We start from the raw sequence: 20,951 nt of genomic DNA on the forward strand, positions 1-20,951 counted from the left end.
TCGCAAGCTCACGGCGCATCAGAAGCATCCCGGTCCCGATAACGAAACGATCATACGTCGTGCTGTTCGGCTCGACGCATCGCCCACGTGCCTCCAATCAGTGCGGTGAAGGCGAGCACCAGTGCAAACGACGTCCCGGCGGATGCCAATCCCACGTGGTCGATCAGATAGCCGGTCGCGACCGGCAGTAGGCCTGCGGGGATATAGCCACCGATGTTGAGCACGGCATTGGCCTGCGCTCGGTGGGTATCGGGCACGTGCAGGCCGATCAGCGTCAATCCACCCAATTGCCCGAGCCCCTGGCCGGCGCCGGCAAGCAATGCGGATGCGATCAATGCCGGAACCAGCGAAGCGTGAATCGCCAGCACAAGGCACATCATCGACAAGATCGTGGCCACAGCACTCGCGGCAAAGACGCGCGCGACTGGCCATTTCCGTACGGCGAACTGCACGCCGACCGCGGTAAAGAACATCGCGCAGGCCATGCCGCCGGCCAGCAAAGGACTGCGCATTTCGAGCAGCCGGGCAAGCAACGACGGTCCCAATGCCAGCACGAACGACGTCCCGGTGATGCCCGGACCGAACGTGGCGATGCCACCCAGGACGTGGCGGCGGTTCGATACGGCCACGTACGGCAAACGCAAACGAAGCGGACTATCTGCCTCGCGGCGCGCCGGCAAACGCGACGCCACCGCCAGCGCACTGAACAGGACGAGCGCCTCCACAGCGAAGATGGGCGGCACGGGGTGCGCCAGCCACTGGGCTGCTGCGCCCGCGCACAGCGGTCCGAGACCGGCGCCCAGCACCATGGCGATCGAGGCTAACAAGGCGGCCTTCGACTTGCGCTCGGGGCCGCCTGCGTCGGCGACCGCGGCCATGCCCGCCGAGACGATGACCCCCACCGAGACACCCGCCAGCAGTCGACCCACCGCGAGCATGGCGATCGAGCCGGCGCTGGCGAACAGGCCGCAGGCAACGAGCGCGGCCAGCAAGCCGGGCAGCAGCACCGGTCTGCGCCCGTAGTGATCCGACAACTGTCCGGCAACCAGCAGGGTGCCTAGCAAGCCGACTATATAGAGCGCGAAGATCACGGTCAGCATGCCCGACGAAAACCTCAACCGCTCCTGCCAATGGACGTAAAGCGGCGTGGTCGAATTCGACAACATGAAAACGGCTGTGATCATCCAGGCCACTGGCCACATGCGTGCTGGGGATTGAGCGGCAACGCAGGATGAGCGTGCGCAAGCGGAAGCGGAAGCGGAAGAATGCGGCATGACGATCCTCTTGTACGAGTTTTTTCGAACTATACATCAGTTCGAAAAAACTCGTACTAGTGCTATAGTGTGACGCACCATGAGGAAAGAAATCACGAAGGTCCGAGCAGGGACGCCGCCTGTCACGTCGGCCGAACTACCGCCCCCGCTGGACGAGCCGGCCGTCGAAGATCTGCGGCTCGAGAACGTTTTGGCTGCGCTGGCCGATCCGCTGCGACTGTTCATCGTCCACAAGCTGATGGTCGCGTCCGATGCCTACGATCATCCTTGCGGCTGGTTCGGGCTCGATCGACCCAAGTCTTCGTTGACCCACCATTTCAAGGCGCTGCGGGAAGCAGGGGTCATCCGGCAGCGGCAATACGGGCTCGAACGGAGGAGCCGGCTGCGCCGCGAAGATCTCGACGCGCGCTTTCCGGGGTTATTGTTGCTAGTGGAAAACTGGCAGCCGCCCGCCGATGCCTACATGCATCGAGTCATTACCGGGAGCGTCCCGGACGCTTGAATTTCTTGCGCGCTTGTTCGACCTTGCTTCGAATGACGCACTCCGCGACGTGATCGTTGATGAGCCCCATTGCTTGCATGAAGGCGTAGACGGTCGTAGGTCCGACGAACTTCCAGCCGAGCTTCTTGAGCTCCTTCGAAAGCGCAACGGCCTCGGGTGACGTGGTTACCGTTTGCGGATCCGCGAGCTTCGTCGGATGAGGCTCGAACCGCCAAACGAATGCGGCTAGCGAGCCTTCGCGCGCAACGAGTTCCTGTGCGCGTTTCGCGTTGTTGATAACCGCTTCGATTTTGCCGCGATGACGAACGATGCCCTCGTTCTTCAGCAGCCGCTCGACGTCGGGCTCGCCAAAACCGGCAATCTTGTCGAAGTCGAAGCCATGAAAAGCGGCGCGGAAGTTCTCGCGCTTGTCGAGAATCGTGCGCCAACTGAGCCCGGATTGAAACCCTTCGAGGCACAGCTTCTCGAAAAGGCGATGATCGTCCGACACCGGCTGTCCCCACTCGGTGTCGTGATAGGCGAGGAACGAGGGTGCCGCGCTACACCAGCCACAACGCGGTTTGCCGTCCAATGCTACTGCGCTCGCGCTCATCCTTCGCTGTCCAATAATGTCGTGAAGAAAATACGGCGTGCGAACCGTGCTCGCCACGCCAAATCGGGAGACGAGGGCGCTCAGCCGACGAGGAACGCGAGCCGTTGATCGGCCTTCGAAGGCGTCATTTCGATGATCTGCGCCTCGACCACGCGCGCTTTGATGAACGGATCGTCATCCACGCGCTCTTCTAGCTCGGACTTAGACAGACCGTGCGCGAGAATGCCGCCGCCTAGGCCCGGTTGAAGGCTGCCGGCGAGCAGAAACACACCGTCGTCGAAGCCGCGCTTGAGCCACGCGTTGTGTCCGTCCATCCAATCCTTCGCGCTGGATTTATTCTCCGCAAACTTGAGCAGCACGATAAACATGGCGCTTGTTCTCCATTTTTTTGTGTCCATTCGCGTGGGTCGGTGCCGTGGCAGGTGCAATGTCTAGCCGACGCTGCCTACGGCGCGATTCATCTGCGAGGTCAACCAGTCCGACATCAGCTCGACTTCTCGCTTAATGAATTTGTCGTCGTGAAAGGCGTTCGCGAGCGAGGCGATGCCTTGGCTGCGTGCAAGGACATGCATCGCAAGTTCATCGGCTTCGGCCTCGAAGCCGAGCTCATTGAACTGCTCGCGCAACCACGACCGGAAAAGCAGGAACAACTCGTTCGCCCGGCCCCGCGCGGAATGATGCATCTTCGCCAACTCCGCGCATAACGAGCCGACGGGGCAGCCGTACCGCATGATGTCCGGCTGATTCGCGAGCAGGATGCCGATAAAGCTTCTGATTCGGCCGGCCGGTGTTCCGGCTTTCGACTCCCAGGCGTCCAACAGCTTGCGCGTGTGCCTTAGGCGCGCGTCGATGACGGCCTCCAAAATCTCATCTTTCGATTTGAAGTGGTAATAGAAATTACCTCGCGAAATTTTGACGGCGTCGGCAATGTCCGAGAACGATGTGTGTTCATAGCCGCGTTGATAAAACAACCGGTCCGCTGCTTCGACAATTAGCTCGCGCGTTGACTTATCGCTCATAAAGTACCTATCCGATCGATCGCGCTGCGAGCCTGCCCACGCGTTAAGACGCTCCGTTTGCCTCTCCTCGGAGGCAAAACGGATGCCCACCTAGGACAAGTGTCCTATCGAGCGGTGATATTAGGATGGCTGTCCTACGCCGTCAAGCAGGCGCGAGCCGTCTTCCTTATTCAAGACCACCTGGGATATTTGCCGGTTAACGCTCGTCGACGATACGCCGCCAACTCACGGCGCATACCCCACGCGCTCGAACGCCTTCGTGCGCGCGCGCTCGATGCCGTGCACGATCGCGCCGAGCAAGACGGCATCGGTGCCTGTCGTCGAAACGGCGAATCGCGGAAGATCGATCGGCAGCCAGTGCGTCAAATGCTCGGTGACCGCCGGTAGCAAAAGCGATGCGCTGCGGCCGATACCGCCGCCGAACACGACGAGCGCCGGGTCCAGTACAGGAATGATCGAGGCGAGCCCCCAAGCGATTTGCCGCGCTTCCTCGGCAACGCAGGCCAGCGCCGTCGCGTCTCCCGCCTTGGCGGCCGTAAAAACGGCTTCGGACGTATCCACCGTGAGCCCCAGCGCTCGAGCCGATGCCACGATACCTTTCGCGGCGGCCGATGCCTCGAAGTTAGCGGGCGTGGGATCCTTCGACCGACCGTCGCGCGGCGGGGCAGGGGGCATGATCGCTATCTCGCCCGCGAAGCCGCGCGCGCCGCGATAGAGGCGGCCATTGGCGACGATGCCGAGGCCGATGCCCGTACCCACCGACATAAAAACGAAGTTTTGCACGTCACGCCCGACACCATGCGTCTGCTCGCCAAGCGTGGCGAGATTGATATCGTTCTCGAAAACGAGATCCGCGCCGAGCGCCTCGCGCAGCGACCCAATCAGATCGGACCGTTCCCAGTTCGGCAGGTTGGGAGCAAGCCGCAAGCGATTGCTCGCGGCGTCCAGCACCCCGGGCGAGCCCAGCACGGTGACGAGTACGTCATGGCGGGGCGCGCCGGTCTCCGCCAGCGCCGACTCGACGAGTTCGACGATCTTGCCCACCAACTGCGCGGCTCGCGCAGGCGTTCTGCGTTCGACGCGCGCGACGATCGCCGCGGTGAGATCGGCCACCGCAACGCGAATCCACTCGGCGCCCACGTCGACCGCAACGACGAATCCGGCGCGCGCCCGCGGCGCGTAGAGTCGCGGCGAACGGCCGGCATTGCCCGCACGCACGCCCGTTTGTTCGACGAGCCCTAGACGTTCCATGTTGCCGAGCGCCGCGGTCACGGTGACCTTCGACAAGCCGGTGCTTTGCGCGAGTTGGGGGCTCGAAGCAGGGGCGAGCGACAAAAGGTGCCGATAGATCGCCCACTCATTGCCTTGCCGCACGTACGCGGGGCCGCGCGTGACGGTGGCGTAACGAAGGTCGGGCCTGCTCGGGTCGTTCATGCGCGGTGGAGAAACATCGTGGGCTCGACGGAATTTTGACAGAGATTTGTATTCGTAAAGAATCTTTCCTATCATTCGTCTCCAACGGCGGCGCGCAGATCGCCGAAGCCCCAAGCATTCCATCGATGAGCACGCGGCACCGGCCGCATGGAGACATGACATGAGTGACCCCGCACTGACGAATGGGGCGGACGACGTGGGCTCGCGCGCGGCCGGCGCGGACAGCGCCGCCCACTTTCGCCGCTCGATCGGCCTAGCCCCGGCGATCGCGATCAACATGATTCAGATTTGCGGGGTGGGGCCGTTCCTGACCATCCCGACCATCGTTGCCGTGATGAACGGGCCGCTCGCCGTTATCGGTTGGATCCTCGGCGCGGTGCTGGCCATGGCCGATGGTCTCGTGTGGGCCGAACTCGGCGCCGCGATGCCAGGCGCGGGCGGCACCTACCTCTATTTGCGCGAAGCGTTCCAATACCGCACCGGCAAACTCATGCCGTTTCTGTTCGTGTGGACCGCGATGCTCTCGATTCCGCTCATCATGAGCACCGGCATCATCGGCTTCGTTCAATACCTCGGGTTCTTCTTCCCGGGCTTGACCACGCTGCAGACGCATCTGATCGGGCTCGTCGCCGTCGCGTTGGTCGTGCTCGCGCTGTACCGGCGCATCGAGTCGATTCGCGCGCTTAGTACCGTTCTATGGATCGTGATGGTGCTCGCGGTCGGGCTCACGACAGCGGCGGCCTATTCCGACTATCACCTCGATCTAGCGATGTCGCTGCCCGCGCAATCGGGCGGCATCGGCAAGTTCTTCACCGGGCTCGGCGCCGGGCTCATCATCGCGATCTACGACTACGCCGGCTACAACACGACGGCCTACATGGGCGACGAACTAAAGAACCCGGGCCGCGTCATGCCGCGCTCGATCATCGTTTCGATCCTAGCGATGATGGTGTTCTATCTGGCGATGAACATCGGCGTGATCGGCACGGTGCCATGGCAGGAGGTGGCGAAGTCGACGTCCGTCGCATCGCTCGTGGTGTCGCGCAACTGGGGGCACACGGCTGCCTCGATCGTCACCGCGCTCATCTTGGTAGCCGCGTTCGCATCGGTGTTCGCGGGGCTGCTCGGCGGCTCGCGCGTGCCGTTCTATGCGGCGCGCGACGGCGTATTCCTATCGGCGTTCGGCAAGCTGCACCCGAAACATAATTTTCCGCACGTCGCGTTGTTGGCGATGGGACTCGTCACCGCCGCGGGCACGTTCTTCGATCTGACGACCGTGATCAATATGCTCGTGGCCGTTTCGGTGCTGCTGCAATCGGTCGCGCAGATCGCGGCGCTGACGGTCTTGCGCAGGCGTCAACCGAGGCTCGCTCGGCCCTATCGTCAATGGCTCTATCCGGTACCGAGCTTGATTGCGCTGGTCGGGTGGCTCTACGTGTTGTATGCCACGGACCGGCAATCGCAACTGTTGTCGAGCGCATGGCTGGCGCTCGGACTCGCGGCGTTTGTTCTCTGGGCGCGTGTCCAGCGTCAATGGCCGTTCGGCCCGAGGGAGATTCGCGAGGTTTTCGTCGAACGCCAAGATGCGAGTCAACGTTAAGGCCGATGCGGACGATGGATCGATTCGAACTTCGACCGTCTCCCGACGCCGAGCGGGCCGGCGCCGGCTCGAATGGATGTTTGCTCGCGATCGATTTCGGCGGCACGAAGATCGCCATGGCAACTGCGAATCTGGCCGGCGACGTGCTCCTTGAGTCGCAGATCCCAACCCACGCGCACGAGGGAGCGGACGCCGTCATCTCGCGGATGTTCGACGCCGCTCGCGCACTGATCTCGAAGACGGTAGCCCAAACCGGCGCACCGCTCGTCTCGGTAGCGGCCGTTACGCCGGGGATCGTCGAGGCGCAGGGCATCAAGCTCGCGCCGAACAATCCGGGATGGGAGCGACTGCCGCTGGCCGATGTGCTGCGCCAGGGATTCGATGTGCGCTGCATCTGCGTGGAGACCGACGTGAAGGCCGCCGCGTTGGCGGAAGCGCGCAAGGGCGCGCTGGCCGGCGTCGATTGCGGGCTCTATCTGAATCTGGGAACGGGCCTAGCCGCCGCAGCCGTGCTCGATGGCAAGGTGCTTCGCGGCGCGCACGGCGCCGCGGGCGAGATCGCGTATCAATTGCGCGGCACAGCGGGGGAGGTGCCGTTCGCGCAAGGAGGCGCGCCCTTCGAGGATTTGGCATCGGGCCGCGCGATCGGCGATCGGGCGAGCGCGATGCTCGGCCGGCCCGTCACCACGGCCGAGGCGTTCGAGCTCGGTCTCGACGACGCGCGCATCGCCGCGCTCATCGACGAAACACTGGCCTACCTCGGCGTTCAGGTGGCGAATATGGCGCTGTTGCTCGACCCCTCGCGCATCGTGATCGGCGGGGGCATGTCGCATATCGCGCGTATCCACGGAGCTATTCGTTCGACGCTGGCCGAGGCGGTGCCGTATCCCCCCGAAGTGCGGCGCTCCAGCTTCGGTCCTGGCGCCGCCTTGCAAGGCGCGCTGATTCTCGCCGGCGAACGGTGGGGGCGCGGCGTGTATTCAAGCGGCGAATAGGGGCATCGCAACAATCGATTTTATTCATAGCGGTTGTAACGGTAAGGTGAACGCACGTTCGAATCAATCGAGCGTTGCCAACCACCAATTGCCGATGCTATGAAAACGAACTCGGATCGAGTTGACCCAACGACGCCCTCGCGCGCGGGCCCTACCTCGCCACGCGGCGGAGAAGCGCCGGCGGCGGGCGGGCGCCTGCCGGCCACGCTGATGGGCCCGATCGTGCTCGGCACGCTGCTCAACGCGCTGAACTCGTCGATGATCGCGCTCGCGCTCGTGAGCATCCAGCAAACGTTCGTCGCGCGGGGGGCCGCGCATGAACGCATCGATACGATGTGGCTCGTCTCGGGCCTCTACCTCGCGACGGCCGTGGGTCAGCCGACGATGGGACGGCTCGCCGATCACTTCGGGGCCAAGCGGATCTTCTGCATCGGTCTTGCGATCGTGCTGGTCTCGTCGGCGCTCGCGCCGTTCGCGCCGTCGCTCGGGTGGCTGATCGCGTCGCGCATCGTACTGGGCATCGGTACCTCGGCCGCGTATCCGGCCGGCATGGCAATGATCCGTGCCTGGTCACAGCAGCACGCGAATGGTAGGACGCCGACGGGCGGCCTCGGCGCCATTTCGATCGCGGCGCAGGTGGCCGTTGCGTTCGGCCCGCCGCTCGGCGGCGCCCTCGTGCAGTTCGCCGGCTGGCGCGCCATCTTCTGGATCAACGTGCCGATCGTGCTGACGGCGCTCCTGTTCGCATGGCTCTGGATTCCGGCCGACGCAGCCGACGCGGTCGATGGCGGCGCAGCCCGCCGCACGTCGCGCGATACGCTAAAGCAACTCGACCTGCCGGGCGTCGCGTTGTTCGTGCTGACGCTTGCCAACTTGCTGCTGTTCATGCAATCGGTGTCCCGCGAACCCGACTGGTTGCTGCTGGCCGCGACGCTCGTGCTCGCCGCGCTGCTGATCCGTCGCGAGCGGCTGGCCGCCACGCCGCTGATCGACATTCGCATGCTTGCCGAGAATCATCCGCTGCTCGGGACTTATCTGCGCTGCATCGCGACCTATGCGGTCTTCTACGCGATCTTTTACGCGCTGCCGATTTGGCTGCAGGAGGCTAGGGGCCTCTCGGCGGCCGATGCGGGCCTCGTGATGCTGCCGGTCGCCGGCATCGGCACGGTCACTACGATGCTTGCGACCCGCATTGCACACCGTCGCGGCGCGCGCCCGGTACTCGTCATCGGCTCCGTGATGCTGTGCGTCGGCAGCCTCGTGATGAGCCTGATGACGAGCAGCTTGCCGATCGCGGCGATCGTGATGCTCTCGATCGTCTTCGGCGTGCCCAACGGTTTCAACAATCTCGGCAACCAGGCCACGCTTTATCAGAACGCGCCCCACGACCGGATCGGCACGGCCGCGGGGCTGTACCGCACCGCGCAGTACGTCGGGGGCAGCCTGTCGTTCGCGCTGGTCGGTCTCGCGCTCGGGCATCCGGCAAGCGACCGCGGGTTGCGCGAGCTTGCCTTCGTCCTGACGATCGTCAGCGCCGCGCTGTTGCTCAACGCCGTCTCGAGCCGGCACCTCGCTGCCGCCGTCGCTCCCGTTCCACAACGAAAGTGAGGGTGATATCCATGTCCATTCCGACGCTCAATCGTACCGCCGCGCTGGTTGCCATCGATCTGCAGAACGGCATCGTCTCGCTGCCTGTCGTGCCTTTTACGGGCGCGCAGGTCGTCGCGAAGACGGTCGAGCTCGCGGCTGCGTTCCGCGCGCTCGGGCTGCCCGTGATCTATGTGCACACGAGCTACCAGCCTGACGGCGGCGTTGCGCTGAAGGTTAAGACGGACGTGCCGTCGCCGCCGCCGAATCTCGATCCCGAATGGAGCGCGTTCGCCCAAGCGCTCGGCGTGCAATCGTCCGACATCGTCGTAACGAAGCACCAGTGGGGCGCGTTCACCGGCACCGACTTGGACGTGCAACTGCGCCGCCGCGGGATCACCGACGTGGTGCTGACCGGCATCGCAACGAATATCGGCGTCGAATCGACGGCGCGCCAAGCGTATGAGAACGACTACAACGTCATCGTCGTGAGCGATGCGGTCAGCACGTTCTCGGCCGATGCGCAGACGTTCGCGCTGACCCAGATCTTCCCGAGGCTCGGGCAGGTCGCCGTGGCGGCCGACGTGGAGGAGGCACTGGAGCAAGGCGAGTCGCGCCGGGGTGGAGCGCACGCATGAGCGCGCCCGCCTCGATTGACGCACCGGCCACCGCGGGCAAGGGCGCGCCGCCGGACGGCATTGTCGGGGCGCTCGGCCGCTTCGCTGCGACTGCGCGCGCCGAGGGCCTCGCGCGCACGCTGCGCGTCGAGGCGGCCGGCCGCGTGCTCGACTTGATCGGCAACAGCCTGATCGCGCATGCCGAACCCGTCGCGCAATCCGTGCTGCAGGTCGCTCGCCGCTGGGCAGGGACCGGCCGCGCGAGCGTGATCGGCGCCCCCGACCGTTTGCCGGCCACGAGTGCCGCGTTGGTCAACGGCACGCTCGCGCATGCGATGGATTTCGACGATTCGCACATGCTGTCGGTGCTGCATCCGAGCGCGTCGGTGATTCCCGCGGCGCTGGCTGCCGCGCAGGCGAGCGGCGCATCGGGCACGGCCTTGCTCGATGCGATCACGGTCGGCACCGAAATTTGCATTCGGCTTGGCGTAGCCGCCTACAACGAGCGCATCGGCAATTCGGTGTTCTTCGACCGAGGCCAGCATGCGACCTCGATCTGCGGAACGGTAGGCGCGGCGGCGGCCGCGGCGATGTTGTTCGGGCTCGACGACGCCCGGATCGCCGCCGCGCTCGGGATCGCCGCCAGCATGGGCGCCGGCCTGCTCGAAGCGAATCGTACCGGCGGCTCGGTGAAGCGTATCCACTGCGGCTGGGCCGCCCATGCGGGCGTGAGCGCGGCCGAACTGGCGAGCGCGGGTGTGACGGCGCCGCCCACCGCGCTCGAAGGCCGCTTCGGCTTCTTCCACGCGTGGTGCGGCGAGCTGGCCGACGCGGACGCAGTGCTGCGCAACCTCGGCGAGAACTGGGAGACGAGCCGGATCATCTTTAAGCCGTATCCGTGCAATCACTTCACGCATCCGGGCATCGACGCGGCGTTGCAGTTGAAGGCACAAGGCGTAACGGCCGACGACGTGGAGTCCGCGGAGCTGCGCGTGGCAAGCTCGACGCTGCGCACGATCGGAGAGCCGGCGGCGCTGAAAGCCAATCCGCCGAATGGCTATGCGGCCGCGTTCTCGGGGCCGTACACGGTCGCGGCGGCGCTGCTTGGCGGCGGCGGGCTGGGGCTTTGGTTCGACGATTTCGACGATGCGCTCGTCCATGAACCGGCTCGTCGCGCGCTCGCCGCGAAGATACGTTGCGTCGCCGATCCATGGTGCGACGAGCGATTCCCGCGCTTGCTGCCCGCCATCCTGCGCGTGCGGTTACGCGACGGGCAAGTGCGCGAGGCGCGGATCGAGTCCAGCAAGGGTACCAATGCGCGGCCCCTGACCGAGCAAGAACTCGTCGTGAAGTTCGTGATGGGGGCGAGTTCGATCATCGGCATGCCGAACGCGCAAGCGCTGCGCGGCGCGATTGACGCTCTCGTCGACAACGCACCGCTCGATGCGCTCGCGGCGCTGACATCGGGGGCGCATCCGAACTCGAAAGGAGGGTATTCATCTTGAACGCGCGACGCTGGAGTAAGCGCCCGCCCGGCTCGAACTGGGGCGATTTCGGTCCCGACGACCAGAAGGGAAGGCTGAACTGGCTGACCCCGGACAAGGTGCGGCAAGGTGCCGCCGAGGTGCGGGAAGGTCTGTCGTTCTCGCTGAGTCTGCCGCTCGACGTGCCGCGCGGCGGCGGGCTGAACGCGCGGCGCCGTCCGCCGGCGGTCATGCCGGCGCTGCTGGGCGGCAAGCCGTATTTCGGCTACCGGGCCGACGAACAAGTTGCGAATGCAACCGACGTGGTCTGCGACGATTCGTTCTGCATGCATTCGCAGTTCTCGACGCAATGGGACGCTCTTGCGCATGTCGGCGGCGTATTCGATGCGAACGGCGACGGCGTGCCCGAAGTCGTGTTCTATAACGGCTTCCGCATGGGCGAGCATCTACGCGTGCCGCAGGAGGGCGACGCCATCGGCGGCGCGCGTGCGCTCGGCATCGAGGTCATGGCGCAGACCGGCGTGCAAGGGCGTGGCGTGCTGATCGATTTGCGTCACCACTTCGGCGACGCCCGCACGAAAGTCGGCTACTCACAACTCATGCGTGTCATGGAGGACGACGGGGTGAAGGTCGAGCGGGGCGACATCGTTTGCCTCCATACGGGCTTCGCCGATCTGCTGTTGAACGACGAGACCGGATCGCCGGCCACCGTCGCGAGCGCGTGCGTGCTCGACAGCGGCGATACCCGGCTGCTGCGGTGGATCGACGAGTCGGGGCTCGCGGCGCTGGTCGCCGACAACCACGCGATCGAGGAGCGGCCGCAAAATGCGCAGGCGCTCGCACAACCGGGCGCGCTGATGCCGCTGCACGAGCTGTGCCTGTTCAAGCTCGGCATTCATCTGGGCGAGCTGTGGCATCTGACGCCGCTCGCGAACTGGCTGCGTGCTCATCGGCGCAACAGGTTCTTCTTGACCGCGCCGCCGTTGCATATCCGGGGCTTGGTCGGTGCGCCGGTGAATCCTGTCGCAACGGTCTGAACGCGCGCACGGCGGCGGGTCAACCCACGACGAGCAGCGGCGGCAGCGTCGCGACGTCTGATTGATCGTCGAGCCGCCAGAGGTAATCGAGTGCGGCGCGCATCCGCGTCGCGCTCCAGTGCTGCCGGCAATTCTTCATGAACTTCGCTTCGAAGTCGTCGCGCTGCATCGGTTGCGCCGGCGAACCGGGTAGATCGTCCACCTCTTTCCTATAAATCGCACCGTCCTCGCAGACGGCGGTGACGCGATTCGCCGCGTGCGCGGGATAGCGCGCCGTCAGCGCCGGATCCGCGCTGACGGTGATTTTGCCGATCAGCGCGTGCAATGCCGGGTCGCTCAGCGCGGCGCTCGAGTAGCTTGCGGTCGTGATGTCGCCGTCGAGCATGGCCCGCGCGACGATGTAGGGCAGGCTGTGGTCGGCGGTCTCGTGCGTCGAGGGCGCCCACTTCTCGGGATCCCGGCCGGCCGTTACGTAGCCGGTCTCGGTGGTATGGATCTCGATGCGACGGATGCGTCGCAGGTCGCCGACCTGCGCGGCAACCGCGAGCGCGGCGGGAATCGCCGTTTGCGTCAGCCCTTGTGCCGGATAGAACTTCACGAAGCACTTGTTGATCCTGAACGAGCCGCCGCGGCCGCCGAATCCGGCGGTGTCGATGTCGAACGGTCCCGATACCTGCGCGAAGAATCCGGCTGTTCCCTCGAAGATCGGCGCCGGGCCGGTGAGTCCGGCGCGGGCGAGTTCGGTCGAGAAGACCGCGTTGCGCGCGGCGTCCGCGTCGGCGAGCGCCTTCCAGTTGGACAACTGCTGCACCCGCGTCTGGTTTACCGCGAGATGGCTGTTGATCGACAGGTTGACGGCTTGCACGAGTTGCGTCGTAGGCAGGCGCATCAGTTTGCCGGCGGCGAGCGCGACGGCGGGTAGGCTGTAGCACGTATGGTCCCAGCCACGCGGGCTGATCGCGGCGGCGTCCATCAACCGGCACGCGATTTCGTACGCGATCGCGATCGATAGGATCAGGTCGCGGCCGCTCGCGTGCTGCGCTTCGGCGACGGCGAGACATGCGGACACGTTATCGCTCGGATGACCGGTCTCCTTGCCTGCATACGCATCGTTGAAATCGAAGTAGCGCAGGGCGGTGCCCGTCGCGAACGTGGCGAGGTCGGCCCGCGTGCGCACGTTCGTCCCGATCACGGTGGCGACGCCGCCGGGCGAGGCGAGCGCGGCATCGCGCGCGATGCGCACTGGCGGCTCCTCATACGCGGCGATCGCGCAGCCCAGTGCGTCGATCAGATGCGCCTTGATCGTCTCGACGGTTGCGGTGTCCAGATCGCGATACTGCAAAGCGGCCGCATAGTCGGCGAGCTGCCGGGCGAGTTCGGGCTGGCCGGCATCGCCTGTTTCCACCGGTGCGGCGGTGCCCGCCGCGAGCGCCACGGCGGCGCTGGCGCGACCGAGCGGCAACGCGACGGCGGCGCCCGTCAAAGCGGAAAGGAAGATGCGTCGATTCATGGGGTCGTCTCCTGGTTTGTGATTTTGATTCGCCATGCGCGCCCTGCGGTTCGGGCGGCGCGGCGCCGCTATCCGGGGCGGACGGCAAACGGGCAATGCCGTGTCGGTTCATCGACCGGGTGGGGAGACGAGATCATCGGCTTCGCTAAAAAATGAAAGTAGGTTTCATTTTCGTGATCAATGGGGGCATTCGTCAAGATTATGGTTAACGCCTACATTCGTGGAATGTCGATAAGAGACGGGTAGATGAGGTCTGAGGGTTCATGCTGATGTCATAGGTTTTCGTTGTAAAACGAAAACGAATTTCATTTTGGTTGCCGTTCGCCGCGATGAAGCCGCGGCGAACGGCGGAGCACTAGACTTGGCTTAGCGGGCCAGCGCTGCGGCTTGAATGGCACCGCCTAGTGCGGCGTTGTCGTAGGCTTGTCCTCCGATGCCCCAAGCGCCGTCGGCGGCATAAACGACATTGACCCACACGCGTTCGGGCACAATTCGGCCACCGGACGCCTGCGCGACGATCCGTGTCGCCCGTTCGACGAACCGGCGTTTCGAATCGGGCGACGCGAGGGCTACGGCGGGCAGCTTCAGCTCGACAAATGCCGCGAGCGCGGCAGCCCCGCCCGAGAAGATCCGGTTACGAGGCAGGGTGTGCAACGTTCCGACGACATTGGGGACCATGAACGCGTTATCTTGCAGCCCCTCGATGTCAAGCAAGGCATCCGTCAGTTCGGCAAATACCTTCGCCTCGGCCGCGGGATCGAGAATATTTTCGGGAACGGTGAGCGTGATCGGCATGGCAATACCTCCAGTTGGGTTGACTGAGACATGTTATAAATAGCGATCGCTCTCTATAAGATACATACCGATTGCTCTCTATTCAATAGAGAGCATGTACTCCGTAAGGTTTTTCATGCGCTATTCGATCGAACACAAGCACGAGACCCGCGAGCGGATTTTGGATGCCGCCGCCCGGCTGTTTCGCCGCGAGGGCTATGGCGGAGCCGGCATAGGCCCGTTGACGAAGGAGGCCGGTGTCACCAACGGCGCGTTCTATAGCCACTTCAAGTCGAAGAGCGAGGCGTTTCGCGCCGTGGTGCTATCGGGTATGGCGCAGTTGAAAGACGCGATCGTGTCGCTCAAAGCGGAGCAGGGCGCGCGCTGGCGGCGTTCGTTCGTGAGCTTCTATCTCGGCCAGCGGCGCACCTGCGAGCTTGGCGAGAGTTGCGCGCTGCAGAGTTTGACGCCCGAGGTGATGCGAGCCGACGATGAGACGCGCGAGGCCTATGAGAAAATATTGTCGGCGGTCATCGACGAAGTTTCATCGGGACTGAGCGACCTTCCCGGCGCCGATCATGGCGACCGCGCCATCGCGCTCCTTTCGTTGCTCGCGGGCGGAGTGACGCTCGCGCGGGCCGTGCGCGATCCGGCGGTGTCCGAGCGCATTGCGAATGCGGTTAGCCGTTACGCCACGGCTTTGGTCGACGCGCCGCCGCGTCGTGACTGACGCGGCGAGGCACCACGGCTTTCACTCCCTATCACGACTACGAGAACAAAAAGAAAGCGCTATGAAACGATCGCTCTGCATCCTTCTAAGCCTGCTCACCTCCTGCGTGGCCGGCGCGGTGCTCGGCGCGCCGGCCCTATCGTCGGATGTTGCGTTGGATGTGTCGCAGCCCTTCAGCGCACGCGCCATCGCTGCTGTCGGCGCTGAGCAGTATTGCGTGACGGGCGCTGTTTATCACGATGAGATCCCGAACGACAGCGCGATGGCTATGCTCGTCGATAGCCGGCGGCATCGCGTTTTATGGAAGGCGGACATCCCTTTTGCGAAGGATCATTTCGAGAACGTCGCGACAGCGTGTTTGCGCGATGGGGATGCCTACTATGTGCTTACCGAGGAACACACGGATTCCGTCGCGAACCGCAACCGAACCGAACTCGTCGTGAATCAGCTCTCGGCAACGGGAAAGCTCATCAAGCAACGGCGTATCGATATCGACGCGAACGTATGGGCGAATCGGTTCGAGGCGAGCCCCGACGGATTGTCGATCGTGGGAGGAACGAGCACGCAATCGCTCGAGCAGGGCGGCAAACGAAGCGTGTTTCGGGCCGTGTTCGATCGCGATCTTACGCGCAGGCAATTGACGGTTTTGCCCACCGGCGCGTTCTCGAGCGACGCGAGCGCGAAGCTCGACGGCGACAGCCTTCGAATCGCGGGGCAATTCCTGCCGAACGAGGGCACGGCCGCCTCGTCGAACGACGGATATGCCGCCTCGAAAATCGATCTTCGCAAGGAGCGATATGTTTGGTCGACACCGGTCTATCCGTTGAAGACCGAAGCGGCGGATGCGATCTTTCTGCCGGACGGCCGTACGGCGTTCGTAGGCCTGAACGATCGACAGCAAATCGTTTCGCTGCTCGATTCGTCGGGGCACGTGGCAAACCGGTTTGCCAAGCCGAAAGCGATCTGCGGTGTCGACGCGCTTGGAATCAAAGGCGGGGCGATTCTTCAAGTCGTAGGAAAGTCGTGCAAGGACGACCATGCCACGTCGATGCTCGACATCGATTTGGCAACCGGCGATGTCACATCGCTGCGACAGGTAGGGGAAAACGCAAGCGGGACGCTGTTCGAGGACGATGCGCTCGTGATCGTCTCCGCGCCCGCGCGCGGCGGTGCGGTATTGCACCGCACGGCGCGTTGAGGGCCCGCCAGAGGCGCGTTTCGCGGCGAGGGGCCGTCGGGGATCTTCTGCAGCAACAGTTACAAGTTTGAAATACGCCTATCGAAGCGCGCGCGCTATAGTCTGTCCCAACCACGCTACGTATTCGAAGGTGAAACCATGAAATCGCTTGTCCGTATCGTTTCGCTCGCCGCCGGCGCGCTTGCCGTCGGCGCTTCCACCTCGGCGATGGCGCGGGTGGACATCGGGGTTAACATCGGCATTCCCGCACCGGTCTACGTTGCGCCTGCCCCGGTTTACGCACCGCCGCCTCCGCCGCCGGTCGTCTATCAACCGGCTCCCGTGTACGTCGCGCCGGCCGTCGTGATCGGTTGGCATGGGGATCGGTACTGGGACGGCCGCCGGTGGTGGGATCGCGATGAATGGCGTCACCACGGCGGATGGGATCACGGGCGCGGCCACGGCTGGGGCCATGATCACGGCCATGGTTGGGACCATTGAGATCGTTTGACGATCGATCAGGACACCTAACCTAACGAGGGGCAATCGGCAAAGCGCCGCTTAAAGCTACGAGACGACAAACAAAAACCGCCTGCCGGCATTTGCCGCAAGGCGGTTTTTTGTTGCCGGTGTCCCGGCGAGGGCGCGCCGTTTCCGGCGAGCCGCGTGAGGCGGTTTACTCGGCCGCTTCGGGCACCATTCCGCCGACGACCGTGCTGAAGCCGCTATCGACGTGCATGACTTCGGCCGTCACGCCGCTTGCCAAATCCGACAGCAGGAACGCCGCCGCATTGCCCACTTGCTCGATCGTCACGTTGCGCTTGAGCGGTGCGTTCGCTTCGACGAAATCGAGGATTTTGCCGAAGCCCTTGATGCCGCTCGCGGCCAACGTCTTGATCGGACCGGCCGAGATCGCGTTCACGCGCATCCCCTTGGGGCCGACCGAGGTGGCCATGTAGCGCACGCAGGCTTCGAGCGCGGCCTTTGCCACGCCCATCGTGTTGTAGTTCGGGATGACCTTTTCCGCGCCGAGGTACGACAGCGTGAGCAGCGATGCGCTATCCGACAGCAGCGGCAGGGCGGCCTTGGCGAGGGCGGCGAAGCTATAAGCGGAGATGTCGTGGGCGATGCGGAAGTTTTCGCGCGTCATGCCTTCGAGGAAATCGCCTGCGATCGCCTCGCGCGGCGCGAAGCCGATCGAGTGCACGAGGCCGTCGAACTTCGGCCAGTGCTGGCCCAGCGAGGCGAACAGCGCTTCGATTTGCGCGTCGTCGGCGACGTCGCACGGAAACACGAGTTCGCTGCCGAATTCCGCGGCGAATTCGGTGATGCGGTCTTTGAAGCGATCGCCGACATACGTGAAAGCGAGCTCGGCGCCTTCGCGCTTGCATGCTTGCGCGATGCCGTAGGCGATCGAGCGGTTCGAGAGCAGACCGGTCAGCAAAATACGTTTTCCAGCGAGAAAGCCCATGAATTCTCCTAGCGTTATCGGTGCCTCGCGCCGTGCGCGGATACGCGGCACGCCGGTGGCGGGTACGGGTTTGGGTAGAATTCTCTCACATTGCCACTTCCAAACTCCCGATGAAGGCGACGACGATTGCCCGACGCTCACCCGCGCCGCGCCGAGAGCGTAAGCTCGGCGCCCGGCACGCTCTCTTGCTCTGCTGTCTCGCCTGGTTGCTCGGCGTTAGCGCGCCGGCCCACGCCGTTTATGCGATCGCGCAGTTCGGCGAGCCGAAATATCCGCCCGATTTCAAGCATTTCGACTATGTGAACCCCGATGCGCCCAAAGGCGGCACGCTCGTGCTCGCCAATCCGAGCCGGCTCACGAGCTTCGACAAGTTCAATCCGTTCACGATGCGAGGCAATACGGCGCCTGGCATCGACTTGCTGTTCGAAAGCTTGACGACGGGCAGCAGCGACGAGGTCGCCTCGGCTTACGGACTCTTGGCCGACGATATCCGGATCGCGCCGGACCGGCTGTCCGCGACGTTTCATATCAATCCGCGCGCGCGCTTTTCGAATGGCGACGCGGTGACGGCCGGCGACGTCAAATACTCGTTCGATACGCTCAAAAGCCCGCAAGCCGCGCCGCAGTTCGCCGCGTTCTATAGCGAGATCGAACGCGCGGTCGTCGTCGATCCGGCCACAATCCGCTTTGATTTCCGGCAGCCGAACCGCGAGCTGCCCTTGATCGCGGGCGCGATTCCGGTTTTCTCGCGCAAATGGGGCCTCAAACCGGACGGCACGCATGTGCCGCTCGATCAATTGGCATTTCAGGAGCCGATCGGCAGCGGCCCTTATCTGATCGACCGGTACGACGGCGGCCATACGATCACCTATCGCCGCAACCCGTCGTATTGGGGCGCGTCGTTGCCGGTGCGCGTCGGCACCGATAACTTCGACTACATTACCTACAAGCTCTACGCCGATAGCACGGCGCGGCTCGAGGGGTTCAAGGCGGGCGAGTACGACGCGCTCGTCGAATATGTCGCGCGTAATTGGGCCCGGCGCGACGTGGGCAAGCGTTTCGACGACGGCGAGCTGATCAAGCACGAGTTTCGCCAGCACAACGGCGCGGGCATGCAGGGTCTCGTGATGAACCTGCGCCGCCCGCTGTTCAAGGACGTGCGCGTGCGCAAGGCGCTCGACCTCGCTTTCGACTTCGAGTGGCTGAACCGGCAACTGTTTTTCGGCGCCTATACACGGCTCGACAGTTACTTCGCCGATAGCCCGCTGCAAGCCACGGGGATGCCGAGCGCGGGTGAGCTGGCGATATTGAACCCGCTGCGCGCCCAACTCGATCCGGCCGTGTTCGGGCCCATGACCGTGCAGCCCAATACGGATCCGCCGGGCTCGCTGCGCGCCAATCTTCTGCAAGCGCGACAGTTGCTGGAGCAGGCCGGCTGGCATTACCGCGACGGCGCGCTGCGCAACGCGCAAGGACAGCCGTTTCGCTTCGAGATCCTCGACGACTCCGGGCAAAGCGCAGCCACCGCCCCGATCATGAGCGCCTATATTCGCAATCTGAGCAAACTCGGTATCGAAGCCTCTTATCGCGCGGTCGATTTCGCGTTGATCCAAAAGCGCTACGACGCGTTCGAATTCGATATGACGATGCTGCGTTACCCCGGCGTGCAGGTGCCGGGCACCGAACAGGTGTCGCGCTTCGGCAGTCAATCGGCAGACCAGCAAGGTTCGGACAATCTGATGGGCGTGAAGTCGCCGGCCATCGACGCGATCTTGCGCTCGCTCGTTCACGCTCAGACGAAGGAGCAACTCGTCGATACGGCGCGCGCGCTCGACCGTGTGCTCATGCACGGCTATTACGTCGTGCCGCAGTGGTACAGCGCCACGCATCGCATTGCCTATAAACGCGCGTTGCGCTACCCGGCCACGCTGCCGCTGTACTATTCGGCGGAAGATTGGATCGTCTCGACGTGGTGGTTCGCGCCGTCTCCGGGCGGTGGCGCGGCAGCGCGTTGATCGGGGGCTGCGGCGCGTCGCGTTGCCGCCTCGCTAGATATTTGCTCATCCACGGGTGTTCGATTATGTGGAGCTACATCCTCAAACGATTGCTGCTGATGATTCCGACGCTGCTCGGCGTGCTGACGGTGACGTTCGTCGTCATTCAGTTCGTGCCGGGCGGGCCCGTCGAGCAAGCGGCCTACGAGTTGCGCAAGGGCACGCAGATGGAAGGGCAGGCGCCGCCCTTCGGCTTGCGCGCGCATTCTGGGGTCGACGCTCAGCAGCTCGCGCAACTGAAGGCGCTGTACGGCTTCGATAAGCCGCCGCTGACACGCTATGGGCTCATGCTGTCGCGGTTCGCCCGCTTCGATCTGGGGCAGAGCTACTTTCATCATCAGAGCGTCTGGTCGCTCGTCGTCTCGAAGCTGCCCGTCTCGATCAGCATCGGATTGTGGACGTTCTTTCTGACCTATCTGATCTCCGTGCCGCTCGGAATCGCCAAGGCGATTCGTAACGGCTCGCCGTTCGACGTCGCGACGAGCCTCGTCGTGCTCGTCGGTTATGCGATTCCCGGTTTCGTGCTGGGCGTGTTGCTGCTCGTGCTGTTCGGCGGCGGCACGTTCTTGCAGATTTTCCCGCTGCGCGGCTTGGTTTCGGACAACTTCGCGCAGTTGAGCGTGCCGGGCAAGATCGTCGATTACCTATGGCACATCGCACTGCCCGTGACCGCCTCGGTCGTCGGCAGCTTCGCCGTGGTGACGATGTTGACCAAGAACGCCTTTCTCGACGAGATCAAGAAGCAATACGTGCTGACCGCACGCGCCAAAGGCTTGAGCGAAAAGCGCGTGCTATGGAAGCACGTGTTCCGCAATGCGATGCTGCCGCTCGTGGTCGGCTTTCCGGCCGCGTTCATCGGCGCGTTTTTCACGGGGAGCCTACTGATCGAGACGCTGTTTTCGCTCGATGGTCTCGGCCTGCTTTCGTACGAATCGGTCGTGCGCCGCGACTATCCCGTCGTGCTCGGCACACTGTATCTCTTCACGCTGATCGGGCTCGCGACGAAGCTCATTTCCGACTTGTGCTACGTCTGGGTCGATCCGCGCATTCAATTCGAACGACTGGAGCGCTAACGTTGAGTCAAGCCCGCCCTC

At 64.1% G+C, this 20,951-nt stretch carries 20 protein-coding genes; 12 read left to right on the top strand and 8 right to left on the bottom strand.

Going from position 1 to position 20,951, the window contains the following annotated elements:
• Positions 1-50 precede the first annotated feature (50 nt).
• Positions 51-1,184, bottom strand: coding sequence for an MFS transporter (locus DXT59_RS05820; protein WP_205417374.1), 1,134 nt, complete (start codon positions 1,182-1,184; stop codon positions 51-53).
• 169 nt (positions 1,185-1,353) lie between these two features.
• On the opposite strand from DXT59_RS05820, the gene DXT59_RS05825 reads away from it, so the two are divergent.
• On the top strand, positions 1,354-1,776 hold the full coding sequence (locus DXT59_RS05825; RefSeq protein ID WP_205417375.1) for an ArsR/SmtB family transcription factor: 423 nt from the start codon (positions 1,354-1,356) through the stop codon (positions 1,774-1,776).
• On the opposite strand, the gene DXT59_RS05830 is transcribed toward DXT59_RS05825, so the two are convergent.
• The 4 genes from DXT59_RS05830 to DXT59_RS05845 all read right to left on the bottom strand — a co-directional run bounded on the left by DXT59_RS05830 (position 1,751) and on the right by DXT59_RS05845 (position 4,821).
• Entirely contained in the window at positions 1,751-2,368 is a 618-nt protein-coding gene (locus tag DXT59_RS05830; protein ID WP_116135977.1) for a DNA-3-methyladenine glycosylase I, read from the bottom strand. The two genes, DXT59_RS05825 and DXT59_RS05830, sit on opposite strands and share 26 nt — an antisense overlap.
• An 80-nt stretch (positions 2,369-2,448) precedes the next feature.
• Positions 2,449-2,736, bottom strand: coding sequence for a YciI family protein (locus DXT59_RS05835; RefSeq protein WP_116135978.1), 288 nt, complete (start codon positions 2,734-2,736; stop codon positions 2,449-2,451).
• Positions 2,737-2,799: 63 nt separating this feature from the next.
• Positions 2,800-3,387, bottom strand: coding sequence for a TetR/AcrR family transcriptional regulator (locus DXT59_RS05840; RefSeq protein ID WP_116135979.1), 588 nt, complete (start codon positions 3,385-3,387; stop codon positions 2,800-2,802).
• Positions 3,388-3,612: 225 nt separating this feature from the next.
• Positions 3,613-4,821: an ROK family transcriptional regulator gene (locus tag DXT59_RS05845; RefSeq protein WP_162877963.1), complete on the bottom strand. Its 1,209-nt coding sequence runs from the start codon at positions 4,819-4,821 to the stop codon at positions 3,613-3,615.
• Positions 4,822-4,981: 160 nt separating this feature from the next.
• On the opposite strand from DXT59_RS05845, the gene DXT59_RS05850 reads away from it, so the two are divergent.
• The 6 genes from DXT59_RS05850 to DXT59_RS05875 all read left to right on the top strand — a co-directional run bounded on the left by DXT59_RS05850 (position 4,982) and on the right by DXT59_RS05875 (position 12,141).
• Positions 4,982-6,421 (top strand): APC family permease, encoded by a 1,440-nt coding sequence (locus tag DXT59_RS05850; RefSeq protein WP_116135980.1) that lies wholly within the window; start codon positions 4,982-4,984, stop codon positions 6,419-6,421.
• A gap of 14 nt (positions 6,422-6,435) precedes the next feature.
• A complete protein-coding gene (locus DXT59_RS05855) occupies positions 6,436-7,416 on the top strand; it encodes an ROK family protein (RefSeq protein WP_116136009.1) in 981 nt (326 codons plus the stop codon).
• Positions 7,417-7,626: 210 nt separating this feature from the next.
• Entirely contained in the window at positions 7,627-9,024 is a 1,398-nt protein-coding gene (locus DXT59_RS05860; protein ID WP_420823363.1) for an MFS transporter, read from the top strand.
• Positions 9,025-9,035: 11 nt separating this feature from the next.
• A complete protein-coding gene (locus DXT59_RS05865; RefSeq protein WP_116135982.1) occupies positions 9,036-9,641 on the top strand; it encodes a hydrolase in 606 nt (201 codons plus the stop codon).
• Positions 9,638-11,125 (top strand): MmgE/PrpD family protein, encoded by a 1,488-nt coding sequence (locus DXT59_RS05870; protein WP_116135983.1) that lies wholly within the window; start codon positions 9,638-9,640, stop codon positions 11,123-11,125. The genes DXT59_RS05865 and DXT59_RS05870 overlap by 4 nt, the downstream gene beginning before the upstream one ends.
• Positions 11,122-12,141, top strand: a complete 1,020-nt coding sequence (locus tag DXT59_RS05875) for a cyclase family protein (protein ID WP_116135984.1) — start codon at positions 11,122-11,124, stop codon at positions 12,139-12,141. The genes DXT59_RS05870 and DXT59_RS05875 overlap by 4 nt, the downstream gene beginning before the upstream one ends.
• A 19-nt stretch (positions 12,142-12,160) precedes the next feature.
• Here DXT59_RS05875 and DXT59_RS05880 read toward each other — a convergent pair whose 3' ends face one another.
• Together DXT59_RS05880 and DXT59_RS05885 are read right to left on the bottom strand one after the other, a co-directional pair.
• A complete protein-coding gene (locus DXT59_RS05880; RefSeq protein ID WP_116135985.1) occupies positions 12,161-13,651 on the bottom strand; it encodes an MmgE/PrpD family protein in 1,491 nt (496 codons plus the stop codon).
• 366 nt (positions 13,652-14,017) lie between these two features.
• Positions 14,018-14,446, bottom strand: coding sequence for a tautomerase family protein (locus DXT59_RS05885; protein ID WP_116135986.1), 429 nt, complete (start codon positions 14,444-14,446; stop codon positions 14,018-14,020).
• A 115-nt stretch (positions 14,447-14,561) separates the two neighbouring features.
• On the opposite strand from DXT59_RS05885, the gene DXT59_RS05890 reads away from it, so the two are divergent.
• From DXT59_RS05890 to DXT59_RS05900, 3 genes are all read left to right on the top strand, one after another.
• Positions 14,562-15,155: a TetR/AcrR family transcriptional regulator gene (locus DXT59_RS05890; RefSeq protein WP_116135987.1), complete on the top strand. Its 594-nt coding sequence runs from the start codon at positions 14,562-14,564 to the stop codon at positions 15,153-15,155.
• Positions 15,156-15,216: 61 nt separating this feature from the next.
• Positions 15,217-16,353: a hypothetical protein gene (locus tag DXT59_RS05895; protein WP_162877964.1), complete on the top strand. Its 1,137-nt coding sequence runs from the start codon at positions 15,217-15,219 to the stop codon at positions 16,351-16,353.
• Between the two features lie 138 nt (positions 16,354-16,491).
• Positions 16,492-16,833, top strand: a complete 342-nt coding sequence (locus DXT59_RS05900; protein ID WP_116135989.1) for a hypothetical protein — start codon at positions 16,492-16,494, stop codon at positions 16,831-16,833.
• A gap of 175 nt (positions 16,834-17,008) precedes the next feature.
• Here the strand turns inward: DXT59_RS05900 and fabI are convergent, their stop codons facing one another.
• Positions 17,009-17,803, bottom strand: coding sequence for an enoyl-ACP reductase FabI (gene fabI / locus DXT59_RS05905; protein ID WP_116135990.1), 795 nt, complete (start codon positions 17,801-17,803; stop codon positions 17,009-17,011).
• A gap of 110 nt (positions 17,804-17,913) precedes the next feature.
• On the opposite strand from fabI, the gene DXT59_RS05910 reads away from it, so the two are divergent.
• Entirely contained in the window at positions 17,914-19,818 is a 1,905-nt protein-coding gene (locus tag DXT59_RS05910) for an extracellular solute-binding protein (protein ID WP_116135991.1), read from the top strand.
• A 65-nt stretch (positions 19,819-19,883) separates the two neighbouring features.
• Positions 19,884-20,930: a microcin C ABC transporter permease YejB gene (locus DXT59_RS05915; protein ID WP_116135992.1), complete on the top strand. Its 1,047-nt coding sequence runs from the start codon at positions 19,884-19,886 to the stop codon at positions 20,928-20,930.
• Positions 20,931-20,951: the final 21 nt, after the last annotated feature.

It is taken from the genome of Trinickia diaoshuihuensis, assembly GCF_003390925.1.
Lineage (GTDB): Bacteria > Pseudomonadota > Gammaproteobacteria > Burkholderiales > Burkholderiaceae > Trinickia > Trinickia diaoshuihuensis.

What these genes read in the sequence shown, in the direction of transcription:
- DXT59_RS05885 (WP_116135986.1), bottom strand. Translation starts at nt 14,446, where the DNA reads ATGCCGATCACGCTCACCGTTCCCGAAAATATTCTCGATCCCGCGGCC.
- DXT59_RS05915 (WP_116135992.1), top strand. Translation starts at nt 19,884, where the DNA reads ATGTGGAGCTACATCCTCAAACGATTGCTGCTGATGATTCCGACGCTG.
- DXT59_RS05895 (WP_162877964.1), top strand. Translation starts at nt 15,217, where the DNA reads ATGAAACGATCGCTCTGCATCCTTCTAAGCCTGCTCACCTCCTGCGTG.
- DXT59_RS05890 (WP_116135987.1), top strand. Translation starts at nt 14,562, where the DNA reads ATGCGCTATTCGATCGAACACAAGCACGAGACCCGCGAGCGGATTTTG.
- DXT59_RS05870 (WP_116135983.1), top strand. Translation starts at nt 9,638, where the DNA reads ATGAGCGCGCCCGCCTCGATTGACGCACCGGCCACCGCGGGCAAGGGC.
- DXT59_RS05825 (WP_205417375.1), top strand. Translation starts at nt 1,354, where the DNA reads ATGAGGAAAGAAATCACGAAGGTCCGAGCAGGGACGCCGCCTGTCACG.
- DXT59_RS05910 (WP_116135991.1), top strand. Translation starts at nt 17,914, where the DNA reads ATGAAGGCGACGACGATTGCCCGACGCTCACCCGCGCCGCGCCGAGAG.
- DXT59_RS05850 (WP_116135980.1), top strand. Translation starts at nt 4,982, where the DNA reads ATGAGTGACCCCGCACTGACGAATGGGGCGGACGACGTGGGCTCGCGC.
- DXT59_RS05840 (WP_116135979.1), bottom strand. Translation starts at nt 3,387, where the DNA reads ATGAGCGATAAGTCAACGCGCGAGCTAATTGTCGAAGCAGCGGACCGG.
- DXT59_RS05830 (WP_116135977.1), bottom strand. Translation starts at nt 2,368, where the DNA reads ATGAGCGCGAGCGCAGTAGCATTGGACGGCAAACCGCGTTGTGGCTGG.
- DXT59_RS05865 (WP_116135982.1), top strand. Translation starts at nt 9,036, where the DNA reads ATGTCCATTCCGACGCTCAATCGTACCGCCGCGCTGGTTGCCATCGAT.
- DXT59_RS05820 (WP_205417374.1), bottom strand. Translation starts at nt 1,184, where the DNA reads ATGATCACAGCCGTTTTCATGTTGTCGAATTCGACCACGCCGCTTTAC.
- DXT59_RS05900 (WP_116135989.1), top strand. Translation starts at nt 16,492, where the DNA reads ATGAAATCGCTTGTCCGTATCGTTTCGCTCGCCGCCGGCGCGCTTGCC.
- DXT59_RS05860 (WP_420823363.1), top strand. Translation starts at nt 7,627, where the DNA reads ATGGGCCCGATCGTGCTCGGCACGCTGCTCAACGCGCTGAACTCGTCG.
- DXT59_RS05835 (WP_116135978.1), bottom strand. Translation starts at nt 2,736, where the DNA reads ATGTTTATCGTGCTGCTCAAGTTTGCGGAGAATAAATCCAGCGCGAAG.
- DXT59_RS05855 (WP_116136009.1), top strand. Translation starts at nt 6,436, where the DNA reads ATGGATCGATTCGAACTTCGACCGTCTCCCGACGCCGAGCGGGCCGGC.
- DXT59_RS05845 (WP_162877963.1), bottom strand. Translation starts at nt 4,821, where the DNA reads ATGAACGACCCGAGCAGGCCCGACCTTCGTTACGCCACCGTCACGCGC.
- DXT59_RS05880 (WP_116135985.1), bottom strand. Translation starts at nt 13,651, where the DNA reads ATGAATCGACGCATCTTCCTTTCCGCTTTGACGGGCGCCGCCGTCGCG.
- fabI (WP_116135990.1), bottom strand. Translation starts at nt 17,803, where the DNA reads ATGGGCTTTCTCGCTGGAAAACGTATTTTGCTGACCGGTCTGCTCTCG.